At 62.3% G+C, this 12602-nt stretch carries 12 protein-coding genes; 4 read left to right on the forward strand and 8 right to left on the reverse strand.

The genetic code is table 11. The annotated features are described in order from the left end of the window. The first annotated feature begins 118 nt into the window (after positions 1 to 118). A complete protein-coding gene (locus tag HK23_RS00505) occupies positions 119 to 1291 on the forward strand; it encodes an MFS transporter (protein ID WP_256939992.1) in 1173 nt (390 codons plus the stop codon). 12 nt (positions 1292 to 1303) lie between these two features. Here the strand turns inward: HK23_RS00505 and HK23_RS00510 are convergent, their stop codons facing one another. The 5 genes from HK23_RS00510 to HK23_RS00530 all read right to left on the reverse strand — a co-directional run bounded on the left by HK23_RS00510 (position 1304) and on the right by HK23_RS00530 (position 6406). Next, complete coding sequence (locus tag HK23_RS00510) at positions 1304 to 2533, reverse strand: SMP-30/gluconolactonase/LRE family protein (protein ID WP_063907885.1); 1230 nt, start codon at positions 2531 to 2533, stop codon at positions 1304 to 1306. Between the two features lie 118 nt (positions 2534 to 2651). After that, on the reverse strand, positions 2652 to 4085 hold the full coding sequence (pyk, locus tag HK23_RS00515) for a pyruvate kinase (protein ID WP_063907884.1): 1434 nt from the start codon (positions 4083 to 4085) through the stop codon (positions 2652 to 2654). Positions 4086 to 4121: 36 nt separating this feature from the next. Further along, a complete protein-coding gene (locus HK23_RS00520) occupies positions 4122 to 5096 on the reverse strand; it encodes an SH3 domain-containing protein (RefSeq protein WP_086652460.1) in 975 nt (324 codons plus the stop codon). 43 nt (positions 5097 to 5139) lie between these two features. Further along, complete coding sequence (locus HK23_RS00525) at positions 5140 to 5631, reverse strand: DsrE family protein (RefSeq protein WP_086652461.1); 492 nt, start codon at positions 5629 to 5631, stop codon at positions 5140 to 5142. After that, on the reverse strand, positions 5624 to 6406 hold the full coding sequence (locus tag HK23_RS00530; RefSeq protein WP_086652462.1) for a HesA/MoeB/ThiF family protein: 783 nt from the start codon (positions 6404 to 6406) through the stop codon (positions 5624 to 5626). The genes HK23_RS00525 and HK23_RS00530 overlap by 8 nt, the downstream gene beginning before the upstream one ends. Before the next feature lie 216 nt (positions 6407 to 6622). Between HK23_RS00530 and HK23_RS00535 the strand changes: the two genes are divergently transcribed. Further along, positions 6623 to 7234 carry a DUF2939 domain-containing protein gene (locus HK23_RS00535; protein WP_086652463.1) on the forward strand — a complete coding sequence of 204 codons (612 nt, stop codon included), beginning with the start codon at positions 6623 to 6625 and terminating at the stop codon, positions 7232 to 7234. 66 nt (positions 7235 to 7300) lie between these two features. Here the strand turns inward: HK23_RS00535 and HK23_RS00540 are convergent, their stop codons facing one another. Next, positions 7301 to 7534 (reverse strand): DUF3126 family protein, encoded by a 234-nt coding sequence (locus tag HK23_RS00540; RefSeq protein WP_062142587.1) that lies wholly within the window; start codon positions 7532 to 7534, stop codon positions 7301 to 7303. Positions 7535 to 7754: 220 nt separating this feature from the next. Here HK23_RS00540 and HK23_RS00545 point away from each other — a divergent pair, with 220 nt between their 5' ends. After that, the gene (locus tag HK23_RS00545; protein WP_143217453.1) at positions 7755 to 8480 is read left to right on the forward strand and encodes a hypothetical protein; all 726 of its coding nucleotides are present in this window, start codon (positions 7755 to 7757) and stop codon (positions 8478 to 8480) included. A 389-nt stretch (positions 8481 to 8869) separates the two neighbouring features. Further along, positions 8870 to 10747, forward strand: a complete 1878-nt coding sequence (locus tag HK23_RS00550; protein ID WP_256939993.1) for an alginate export family protein — start codon at positions 8870 to 8872, stop codon at positions 10745 to 10747. Between the two features lie 116 nt (positions 10748 to 10863). Here HK23_RS00550 and HK23_RS00555 read toward each other — a convergent pair whose 3' ends face one another. Both HK23_RS00555 and HK23_RS00560 read right to left on the reverse strand, forming a co-directional pair. Beyond that, entirely contained in the window at positions 10864 to 11409 is a 546-nt protein-coding gene (locus HK23_RS00555; RefSeq protein ID WP_086652465.1) for a cytochrome b, read from the reverse strand. Then, positions 11406 to 12500: a catalase family peroxidase gene (locus HK23_RS00560; protein WP_086652466.1), complete on the reverse strand. Its 1095-nt coding sequence runs from the start codon at positions 12498 to 12500 to the stop codon at positions 11406 to 11408. The genes HK23_RS00555 and HK23_RS00560 overlap by 4 nt, the downstream gene beginning before the upstream one ends. Positions 12501 to 12602 lie beyond the last annotated feature (102 nt).

A 12602-nucleotide genomic window follows, 5' to 3' on the forward strand; every position in this document is an offset into this window, starting at 1 on the left:
AAAAACATCCGTCATATCCGCCGAGCGGAAAAGAACATAAAAAGCCGCATGACTTTAGAATTCTGATATTCAAAAACCCTGCTGGTGCGTGCCTCATGCACTGGCCTTTTTTCCAACCGTGTCTGGCCTGCTCTTGCTCCCTTCTGCTTCGTCTCCCACACATTCCCGCCTGCCCGTTCTCTCCCTCGTGTCTGTCGGGATGATTTTCGGCCTGACCTACGGGCTCAGCACGCCGCTCCTCACGTTTTCTCTGCTGGACCACGGCTATGGCCCGCACACCATTGCCGCGCTGGCCATGATGCACGGCGTAGGGGTGCTGGGCATTGCCCCGTTCCTGCCCCGTCTGGCCGGATGGGCGGGGCCGCGTAAAGTGCTGCTGGCTGCACTGGGCTGCACCGCCGTCACACTTCTCCTGTTTCCCATCGTGCCGTCTGTCTGGTTCTGGTTCCCGCTCCGCCTTGTGCTGGGGGTGGCGACCGAGAGCATGCTCATCATGTCAGAAAGCTGGCTGAACCAGAGCACGGATGACAGCAACCGCACCCGCACCATGGGCTATTACAGCGCCATGCTCTCCTCCGGCTTTGCCATTGGCCCGGTACTGCTCACGCTGGTCGGGCGGCATGGCATAGCCCCGTTCGCCATCACCAGTGTCTTTGTGCTGGCAGCCTTTGCCATGGTGAGCATGCCGTGGATGCGCGCGCCCAAACCGGAACGTCCGGCTCATAGCGGCCTGTGGCGCTATATCGGGATGGCCCCTATCGCCATTTGCGTCACGCTGCTCATGGCCATGCTGGAAGCCGCAAGCTCCGCTTTCCTGCCGCTTTACGCCCTGCATACGGGCTGGTCGGAACGTCAGGCCACGCTGCTGCTCTCTTCCATGCTGCTGGGCGCTATTGTGCTGCAAGCCCCGCTCGGTCGGCTGGCGGACCGGCTAAAAAACCCGCGCGCACTGCTTATCACCCTCGGCACGGCCTCCACGTTCGGGGCGCTGCTCTGGCCCCTCGCCATTGGCACGCCAGCGCTGGCCTACCCGCTGCTGTTTGTGTGGGATGGACTGTTTGCTGCCTTGTATACGGTCGCGATGTCCGTGGTCGGCAGCCGGTTTTCCGGGGGAGACCTTGTGTCTGTTTATGCCGCTACGTCAGTTGCGTGGGGGCTTGGCTCCTTTATGGGGCCGGGCATGGCAGGCTCCGCCATGGCGTTTTCTCCCGCCAGCGGCCTCCCCTTGTTTGTCGCCAGCGCTTGCGGGCTGTTTACGCTGCTGCCAGTCTTCCTGAAAAACCGGGCCTGATCGGCCCGCGCATTACGCTGCGCCCGCGCCCTGCGTGTTGACCTGAAGGCGATAGAGCGATTCCCCTGCGCACATAAACAGCCAGTTCCGCTTCGGGCCACCAAAGGTGAGGTTGGACACCCCATGCGGCAGGCGGATCCGGCCAATCAGCTGGCCTTCCGGGTTAAACACAAACACCCCGCACAGCCCCAGCGGCCCGCTGGCCCCACACCAGAGATTGCCGAAGATATCGGCCTTCATCCCGTCCGGCCCCATCTGTACACCCTGAAAATGCATGTTGGTAAACAGGCGCGGGTTGGAGAGGGTGTTGTCCTTGTGCACGTCATACACATGCACGGCCTGATCCCCATCATGCCCATACCCACCCGGCTGCTTGCCGGAGGAAATGACATACAGACGGGAATGATCGGGCGAGAAGCACAGGCCGTTGGGGTTGGGCAGTTGCTCCTGCGTCAGCACACATTCAATCCGGCCTGAAGGATCAATCCGGAAGGTATGGTCTGCCTGCCGCTTCACGCCGCCAAGCTCACCGATCAGTTCTTCGCCTATCCGCCAGCGAATATGGCCTTCCGGGTTGGCCTCACCGCCCGGCTCATCCGCGTGGCCTTCGGTAAAGCCATCGCCATAGCCGGGGTCCGTAAACCAGATGCTGCCATCCGGGTGGGCAATCACATCATTAGGGGAGTTCAGGGCGTGGCCTTCATACCGGTCGGCCAGCACGCGCACGGACCCATCGTGCTCCCAGCGGATCACCCGGCGCAGGAAGTGCTCGCAGGAAATCTGGCGGCCCTGATAATCAAACGTGTTGCCGTTGGAATGGTAGGATTCCGGGCGGAAGACCGTGACCTCGCCCGTCTCCCACAAGTAGCGGTACTGGCGGCTGGTTACGGTGTCGCTCAGCAGCAGATACCGCCCCTCGGCAGACCAGGCCGGACCTTCCAGCCATGTGCCCTTATCCCACACCCGGTGCAGGGTGGCAGCCCCAAACAGCAGGTCGCGGAAGGAGCGATCAATCACAATCACATCCGGGTCCGGCGTGTAGGCTGGCGGCGCGCCCGGCCCCCACTGGCGCGGCGGCGTGGTGGTGACGTCCGCCGGGCGGGTTGTTTCCGGCTGCGACGGGGTCACAACATGGTCTGCCGCCTGCGCGAGCGAGGAAACCGCAAGCCCTGTCGGAACGCAGGCAAGCCCCTGTAAAACCGTCCGGCGCTGCATAATGCTGCGGCGTGTCGCCTTAGCCATTGTGTCTGACTCCTGCCTCATCAGGCACACCATCGGCGGGTACGCCTTTATTTTCCCTTCCCACTGTCATCCCTCGGGCGCTGTGTCCACCCGGAGAGCGGACGCAATGCCCAAATCCTCAGGGAATTTTGGCAACCCGCAGCGTGTTGGTGGAACCACTCACCCCAAACGGCACGCCTGCGGCAATCACGATGGAATTGCCGGAGCTGCCAATTCTGGCGCGGTTCACCACATCCAGCGCAGAGTCCACCATGTCTTCCACGTTCATCACCTGTTTGCCTTCATTCACAAAGGCCCGCACGCCCCAGACCAACGCCATGCGCCGCCCGGCTTCATGCGTGGGGGTAATGCCCAGAATGGGGCAGGATGGCCGCTCCCGCGCAATGCGGAAGGCCGTGGCCCCGCGGTGCGTATAGGCCACAATGGCGGGGGCCTTGAGCGTATCCGCCACCTGCTGGGCTGCCCCGGCAATGGCGTCAGCTACGTAATCTTCTGGAGCCAGACGCGCCCGCGCCATCATGCTCTGCCACTCCGCATCCTGCTCAATGCGCCAGATAATCCGGTTCATGATGCGCACGGCCTCACGCGGATACTGCCCGGCGGCGGATTCAGCGGAGAGCATGACGGCATCCGCGCCATCAAACACCGCCGTTGCCACATCGGACGCTTCCGCACGGGTCGGCGTGGGGGACGAGATCATGCTTTCCAGCATCTGCGTTGCCACCACAACCGGCTTGCCCAGACGGCGGGCCAGACGGATGATGCGCTTTTGCACCAGCGGCACATTCTCGGGCGGCAGTTCCACGCCCAGATCCCCACGGGCGACCATCACGGCGTCCGTCAGGTCCAGAATAGCTTCCAGATTGTCGATAGCCTGCGGTTTTTCCAGCTTGACCAGCAGGTTGGCGCGTTCCCCCACCAGCGTGCGAGCCTCGCTCACATCTTCAGGCCGCTGCACGAAGGACAGAGCGACATAATCGACGCCCAGATCCAGCGCAAAGGCCAGATCCCGCCGGTCTTTTTCCGTCAGGGCGGGGATGGGCAGCGCCACATCCGGCACGTTCACGCCCTTATGGTTGGAGAGCACGCCCCCCACATCCACCGTGGTGTCCAGCCAGTCCGGCCCGACGTCCTTCACCACCACAGCCAGCTTGCCATCATCCATCAGCAGGCGGCTGCCGGGTTGGGCAACGGCAATAATTTCAGGGTGCGGCAGGCAGACGCGGGTTTCATCCCCCGGCGCGGTGGACAGATCGAACCGGAAAGAGGCACCGGGTTTCAGCGTGACCTTGCCATCGGCAAACACACCAACGCGCAGTTTTGGCCCCTGCATATCGGCCAGAATGCCAATGGGTTCACCCAGCTCGGCTTCCACCCGCCGCACAATGGCGTGGCGGGCGGCGTGGTCCTCATGCGTGCCGTGGGAGAAGTTGAAGCGGAAGACATCCGCCCCGGCCACGGCCAGATCCCGGATTGTCTCGTAGTCGCTGGACGCCGGGCCAAGGGTTGCAACAATCTTGGTCCGGCAGATAAGCGCGTTTGAGGTGGGCATGATCTCTCCTTCTCCTTAACTTAACCAGTCCGGGGTTCAGGAGGGAGTGATGGCTTCCTCCGCATCCACGCCCCAGATCGCCCGGCGGGGGACCCAGCCGGTGTAGTTCTTGACCGAGACCTTGCACCACTCAGACCCGGCTGCACATTCCTTAACAGATCCCACAGAGCCGGGTTTCAGAACAGCGACCGCAGGCGCATCGTTGCTGGCCGTACTGTGCATGACAACCGCACCCGTCACGCTCTTTGCATCCGCAGGTGTGGGCAGCGTGGCCACCACGCGGGTGTCCATATGGCCGGACGGCTGTTCCTTATTGCCGTTCTTGTCCAGCTTGACTTCCAGCGGGGCTTCATCCCCCGGCGGTTCACCCGGCACAAGGAAGTCCCGGCCGCCAGACAGCGTTGCCTGCTGAATCCAGCCTTTCTGGCCCGTCTCATCTTCCACCAGACGCCAGACATCAAACTCACGCTCAATCCGCATTGGCATACCGCGGCGGTGATAGACCCAGAGAATGGGGAAACGACGGCCCGGACCGGCCCGCATATTCACTTCATCAGACCGCAGGGCGGCGTAGCGCGGCAGCGGCAGACCCGTCACCGTGCCCTTGGGCGGTTCGGGCGGCGTTGCATCGGCAGGCGGCGGTGCGGGCTGGTCGGACGCGGCAGCACCGGCAGCGCCAGCGGCGGCTCCGGCAGCAGCCCCTGCGGCAGCCGTTGCAGCTTTATGTTTTACGGGAGCGTGGGCAGCCTGCCCCGCAGCGTGGCGGGCTTTAGCGGCCTCATGGTGGCTGCGATGCGCACTCTTGCCGTCCGTCGGAGCGGCCTTTTTCGCAGCGGGTTTGTCTGCTGTCTTCTTTTTGGCAGCAGCGTGGTCCGCTTCGGCATGGTGTGCATGGTGCTTGTGCGCGGCGGGCTTCTTATCAGCAGCAACCGCGCCAGACAGAGCGACCGCACACCCTGCCAGACAGGACAGCAGTCGGAACCGGAAAGTCAGAGGCAATGTGAACATCATGCCTGCATCCCTGCCAAGAGAGAAACGCGGGGGCAAGCGGTTTTTAGAAAACCGCTACGCGCGCCGCACCCGCCCTGTCCAGAAACGTAGGCAGGCCCACAACCGCCACCCCTTCCTCAAGGGCTTCGTCCGTCAGGCCCATGGTCTTCAACCCGGAGTCGCAGACCATCAGGGTAGCGTCCATGTCCCGCAGGGCGGTGCGCAGATCATTCAGCCCCGCCACCCCGGCGGCTTTCCGCCAGTCTTCCCGCTGCTCATCTTCCAGCCCGTCCCAGTTGGCGCAGAAGGCCGCCACCCCGGCCCCCATGCCAAACAGCACGACCGTCTGGCCCAGCGCACAGGCGGTAGCGGCCAGCATCAGGGCGGCATGCACGCGCTCATACCGGGCTTCCACAATCACCAGCGCCAGATCACACGGCGGGAAAGCGGACGCACCGACAGCGGCAGAAAAGCCGGTCCGGCCAGAAGGGGCAGCGGCAGGGGCAGAAGAACCAGCAAACACGCCGTTGCCAGGTTCACCAGAAAGTTCAGCCATCAGATGTCTCCCGTTTCAGAGTCCCGCACACCGGGCATGTCGGGTCCCGTTGCAGGGTGATGGTTGTAAAGCGTGTGCTCAAAGCATCCCACATCAGCAGCCGTCCGGCCAGTGAGGTGCCCAGCCCCAGAAGTTCCTTGAGCGCTTCCGTGGCCTGAAGAGTGCCCATTACACCGGTTACGGCCCCAAACACCCCGGCCTCACCACAGCTCAGCCCCTGCGCCACGCCATCGGTCTGCGGGTAAAGGCAATGATAGCACGGGCCGCCGCGCGCGGGATGAAATGTGGAAAGCTGGCCTTCAAACCGCTGCACAGCGGCAGACACCAGCGGTCGTCCTGTCCGCACGCAGGCAGCATTCACCAGATAGCGGGTGGTAAAGTTATCGCACCCGTCACACACCAGATCATACCGGCTCACCAGATCATCAACAGTGTCCGCCGTCAGCCGCAGCGGCCATGTTTCAACGGTAATCTCGGGGTTCAGGGCTTCCAGCCGGGCGCGGGCGGAGTCCACCTTTGGCGCGCCGACCGCCTGCGTGGTGTGCAGGATCTGGCGTTGCAGGTTGGAGAGTTCCACCGTGTCATCATCCACCAGCCCGATACGCCCCACCCCGGCGGCGGCCAGATAGAGGGCTGCGGGTGAGCCAAGCCCCCCGGCCCCGACCACCAGCACTGAGGCCTCTTTAAGAGCGGCCTGCCCCGTGCCGCCGACCTCCGGCAAAAGAATGTGGCGGGAATATCGCTGAATTTCGGCTTCCGTGAAATCAAACGCCATCTGAGCGCCCTTTTGCTGCGGGCAGAGTATCTCTGCGGATTAGGGTCTGTCTGACCTGGGCGGACCAGCAGTGCGGCCCTTCTATGCCATGCCGGGCTTTTTTATGCCCTGTTCACTTTTTCGTGATAATATGAATTCATATTAATGAAACTATGCATGGGTGCCATGCGTCTGCTATACGTGAACTGCAATTTTAGCATACGAGGAGTGCAACCAATGACCGCCCTCACCTCTGCCGGACCTTTTGTCCGGCGTGCCAGTCTGAACAAGTTGCAGGCCGCACGCAGAGTGTGTGTCGGCGCCTCAGCGGCAGCACTTGGCCTTTATCTGGCCTCCCCGTTCGTCACGCTGTGGAGCATCGGCTCCGCCATCCAGACGCATGACATGAAGGCTCTTGGGCAGGTTATCAACTGGTCCGAGCTGGATGCGTCCATCAAGCACCAGACCCTCTCCGGCCTGCATCTGGAACAGGCATCGGATGATCTGCCGGACTTCGGCTCATCCTTTGCCACCACGGCTGTCTCCAACGCGGTGGATTTCACCGTGACGCAGGCCAATCTCGGCACACTGGTCGATCAGGCAGTCCCTGCCGCCATTCCGGCCAACCAGCCCACGCCGTCTTTTGCATCACTGGTGGAAAAGGCTTCAGTCCGCTTCACCCGGATTGACCAGTTTGAAGTGGATGTGCCCCTGCCCGGCCACGAGCATGACACGCCGCTGAAAATTGAGATGCGGATTCAGAACTGGCGCTGGAAAGTGACCAAGGTGGAATTTCCCACCGCACGGGTCCCCATCATGCAGGCTTCCGTCGCCCCCTCCAACGCCTGAAGGCCCGAACGGGAGCAGACCCTTCCGGGTCTCTCCCACTCTGGTTAAGGCCTGAAAGACTGCGGCTTATTTTTCAGCCGGCAGATCTTCTTCCAGCAGAATGATGTTGATGGCGTAGGACACTTCGCCCTCATCATCATCACGATGAATGGTGCCAATAACTTCACCGTCCACAGCCAGCTCAACGGACATACCGGCACGCGGCGGCGGGTTGACGGACAGACCCTTGGCACCAAGCAGGCGGCGCAGAGCGGTCTGCAGACGGGTAATTTCGGAGGGAGAAGGAGACGTGCTGCTCATAGAAAAATCTGATCCTCTGGGGGAAGGGTTACACAGACAGACGCCTTAAAGCTCTGACCAATCCGGCCCGCTATAGGACACACGCCGCCTCCGCCGCAACCTTTCCGTGGTCCTGCCTTCACCGCGCCATTTTCTGCCTGCCTCAATGGCCTTCAGTCAGTCTTATCTGCGGCCCGCCCCTTCTGGTCTGGTCGCCTCTTCAGGAAAGGAGACATTTTTTATGCGTATGCCCCGCTTTGTAATCCTTTCCGCTCTGGTTGCCGGCGCGCTGAGCCTGTCCACCTTTTCGCACACGCCGCCCCGCCCTCTGGTGGCGGATATGCGCCGGGCCGCTTTGTCCGCCCCGCCAGCCACCGGCACCGCCAAACCAGCACAGACGACCACGGCCAGCACGGCGCCGGTCAGTGCCTCGCTGGCACGGGCCTTTGCGGCCCCGCAGCAGGCAACGGAAACTGTGGGCACGTCTGCCCGCACCAGCCCGAACGCGGTAGCGCAGTCCCCGATCCAGAATGCAGCGCAGACGACGGCCAACCAGTCTTCCACGCATATTCTGCATATGCTGGAGAGTGAGGGGCCGGAGCAGACGGCCCGCACCCTGACCAAAAGCCGCAAATGGTCAGACGTGCGGCTGGCTGTCAGCACCGGTCAGCCGGAGGCCGCCTCCGTTCTGGCCGCGCTGATGCCCGAGGCAGACCCCGCCACGGCACTCTCCCTCCGCACGGCCATGCGCCGCGCCCTGCCTACGCATCCGGCAGCCGTTCTGGCCGCCATGGACCAGACAGACGGCCCGCTCTTTGGAGCCCGTGCCGTCTGCTCCCCGCAGGGCATGCCGCGCAGCTGGCAGAGCAATGCGCGCAAGGCGGTGGCCAACGTGCATGAAATCCACCTCATCACCCGCGCGCGGGACTGCCTCACCCGGCTGGGCGGCCTGCCGCAATCCGGCTGATCCTGCACTTAAAGATTTCGTGTTACACGCAAACGCGAGATGACAGGCCTCGCGTTTAGGCATACCTATAACGCACGTCAGAATAATAAAAAATGCATAGCAAGCCTTCTGGTTAAGCTATGACGTCATAAGGTCGTGCCGCATGCTGATGCTCTGCTTTCCCGGTTCGGGCTCATCCTTCCCTCTGCCTCTCCCCGTTTTGCGCCCCACGCAGAACGGGGGGCACCTGTGCCATCGGGCACCGTTGCCAACCCCCGCGCACCTTAGGGCGGTCCGAGAGCGACTTACGCTCTCCCGCTCCTTCCGCGCCCACGCATAAGGCCCCCGGCGTTCCCGCCGCACCGCCTTATTGCTGACCTCCGATTCCCTTTTTTTCAGAGTGTTCTGTCATGAACCATCTGTTTGCCCGCAGCGCAGGCGCGCCCGTTGCACGCCTGCGTTCTGCCCGCACCCGGTTTTGTTTTTCCAGTGGCCTGTCTACAGGATGCCTCTGGCTGGCTCCTGCCGGGGCGTTCCTCGCAGTCCTGGTGCTGCCTGTGGCAGCCCACGCGCAAAGCACTGGAGAAGCCGTGCCGTCCGTTGCGCGCCAGACCACCCCGCACGCGCATGAGATCAACGTCTCGCATGACACCATGCCCGCACGACTCTCAGACGTGGTGCGCAAGCCATCCAAAGCCCAGACAACGCCTACCGGAGCAGATGCCACCGTCCCCCAGCCCCCGCCGCGCGGCGGCTTCTGGGATAATATGCTGCTGCCGCCCCTCACCAGCCGACCGGAAGCCTACGGCCAGCCGCAGTCTCTGGAACTCAAGCCGCTGCCGTCTTCCCTCATGCATCAGGGGCCGTGGGGCGTGTTCAACGCCAATACCGGGGCCGCTGCCGGGTTTGGCACGGTGGCGTATTACGCCGTCTCCCGCTGGGCGGAAGACTGGTCAAGCCTGCGAGACAAGAGGAACCGTATCGACTGGGCAGACCCGCTGAAATACATCCCGCTCAATAACAGCGGCTCCATCTACCTGACGCTGAGCGGCAACTTCCGCCATCATGGGTTTTATGACCAGCGGGCGGGCTTTGGCACCATCAAGAAAGACCCGGCCTACCGCTCCACCCTGCGCTGGAACGCGGGCGCGGACCTGCATCTGGGCGAGCATGTGCGCCTGTATGGGGAGCTGATGAGCGGGCAGGCCGGGGGCATCAATTATTACGGCTATACCGGGGGCCGGTGGCGCAGCAAGCTGGACGCACAGCAGGCATTTGTGGAAGTCAAAGGCCACCTGCTGGGGGCTACTATGGGCGCTATGGTCGGCCGTATGTCCTTTCTGGATGCCCCGCCGTATGTAACGGCAGGCAGCGTTTACCCTACCCTGCCCTATTCTTGGAACGGCCTGCGGGGCTACGCCTTCTGGAAACGCTTCCGCGTGGATCTGTTTGACCTCACCCTGACCAACAACGCGCCCACAACCGCCTTTCATGATCAGGTGGGGTGGAGAACCCGCCTGTTTGGCGCTTACACGTCCTACGCCATCCCGGAATTCAAATTTCTGGATAAAAAGAGCCAGATCTTCGTGGATACGTTTTATCTGGGCTACACCCTGTCCAGTAACCCCATTGCCAGCACCACCGGCACCATTGCGGGCTCCACGCATCGTGACACACCCGGAACGCGCATCTGGGGCAATGCCGGCCCCATCGAATTCTCTCTGGGCGGCATGTGGCAGGGCGGCAACTTCCACGCTGCCAAAAACGGTCCGCAGCGCCCGGTGTCCGCCTATTCCTTTAACGGCACCGTCTCATGGCGCTTTGCCAAATGGTGGGGGCGTCCGGCTATCGGGATTCAGGCCGACGCCATTTCCGGCGGGGACACGCGCAAAAGCCAGACCAGCAGCTGGGGCAACTTTCTCTCCCCCTTCGTGCCCAGCGCCTACTATCTGGATATGAGCACCTATATCGGCAACTCGAACCTGATTGACGTCGGCCCGCTGGCCACCATTGCCACCAGCCGCAATACCAGCCTGCTGCTCAAAGTGCCGGTCATCTGGCGCAACAGCACGCATGACGCCATTTATGCCAACCCCACGGCGGCCTACAGCTTCCGCCCGCAAGGGGGCTATACGGCCACCATGCCGCAGGCCAGCTTTACCTGGCGCGCCACCCGGCACATTACCTTCAGCCTTGATGGCGAATACATCTTCGCCTCCCGCGCCATGATTAAAGCCGGAGCGTCCTCCGGAGCGTATGTGCAGAGCAATCTGGAACTGACGTTCTAAAATCCAAAGGTTACTCATTTCAGGCAAACAAAGATTGTGGAGTGCTGACAGGCAGGTTTTCAGACCGGTCCTTCGTCAGCACTCCTCTCATCTTGTTATGGCTCTGAACGCGCCCCTCACTCCGATCTCTTCCTGTGCGTCATGCTCTCAAGCACGGCATCCCGCCGGATCAGGCCATGAAACAGAGCCGCGCCGATATGGACCAGCACCAGACCAAACAGGGTAAAGGCCAGAACGGTGTGAGCAGAACGCAGCCAGGACCAGACAGCCGGGTTGTGCGGCAGGATGGGCGGCAAGAGCACCCCGTTCCCCCATAATGGAATAGGATAACCTCCCGCCGAGAGCATGCCCCACCCCACAAGCGGCAGCGCAATCATCAGGGCATAAAGCAGGATATGGGAGCCTTTGGCCGCCAGTTTCAGAACAGCAGGAAGGTCATCGGGCAAAGGTGGCGGGGCGTGGCGCAGGCGATAGGTCAGCCGAAGGAGGGCGAGCACCAGAATGGCAATCCCTAAAGGGCGATGCAGCGAAACCAGCCGATGGTAACCGGGGCCAACGGATGACGCCATGAACAGACCGATAAACAGCATGCTGAGAATCATCACCGCCATAAGCCAGTGCAACACACGCGCCACAGGGGAAAAGGAGGGTGCGGGCGTCATGATTTTTTCTCACTTTCTGCCGCTGGGGCCTGCGTCATGGCTGGCGTGATGGCGCTGGGGCCGCGTTTTTCACCCGAACGCAAAGCAAAGGACCGCATATAAGCCCCTGACCGAAGCTGAAGAATGGGGTCATCGGACGGGATGATGCCGGGTGGCAGAATGAGAGGATCAAAAGTGAAGCCTGTGCAGGGGCCACCGTCCTCACTCTCAACGGTGTCGAGGGTCAGGGTTCCGGCCTCAATCGTCCGGTCATCCTGCGCCCAGCTCTGGCTAGGGTCATTCACCGCATCATGAGGACCAGCCACCGTCAGCACCATGCGCCATTGCAGAGGGTGGTCGTGAAGGTCTGCAATCAGCCTTTGAAACAGATGATCCCGCCCCGCGGTTGCAGCATCGGCAGGGGCTACAGGCTGCATAGGCACCATGGCCCAGCGGACAGCCGTTTTCGTGCCGTTTTCCGCAACAAGCAGGAAGCTGTCGAGGCTATGATAGGTGTCATCGGCAAACCCTGAAGAGACAACGCGATGGGCGTTCTTCTCCGCTGCGGCCTTAAGCCAGGGATGCGTTGCCCCAAAAGCCCGGATGCGCGCCGGGTCGGGTTTTCCAGTTGCGGGGTCAAGACGCTGGGAAGAAAAGAAGTCTGAAACATCCTGCGCGTCCCGCAACGGGAGCACGGGCGGGTCGTTCATGGCGGCACGCCATTCCGGCGCATCTTTGGGCATGAAGCGTAGCGCCATGCTGCGCACGGTTGCCGGGTTGTCGGCCACATACGGTTGCCCTGCCCCCAGCGCAAATCGCCCGACTACGGGCACAGACTGTTCACGAAAAATGGCGGCTTTCGAGACAGAAGCCGCAGCTCCGCTGGCATCAAACCGCCCTGTGACGCACACGCCCTTGGCATGAGCGCGCCGGAACCCATGCCCGTAGCTCCCTGCATCATGCAGTTCCGCCATCAGGCGGTTCTGCGTCACGCGGTTGGGGGAGAACCAGCCGCCCGCCCAGAAAAAGCCGAACGCCAGCGCCGCCGGTGCGGCTGCAACACCCAGCCAGCGGAGGGCTGAGCGCGAAGGCCCTGTCGATTTTGCCACCATTGTGGGCGCTCCTTTGATGTCATCCGGAGGGAAGACGCAGGAACCGCGGGATCTATTCCCCGGTAATCGTGCGATGGAGGATTATTCTTCTTTTGCTCTGCG

Source organism: Acetobacter malorum, assembly GCF_002153605.1.
GTDB lineage: Bacteria > Pseudomonadota > Alphaproteobacteria > Acetobacterales > Acetobacteraceae > Acetobacter > Acetobacter malorum_A.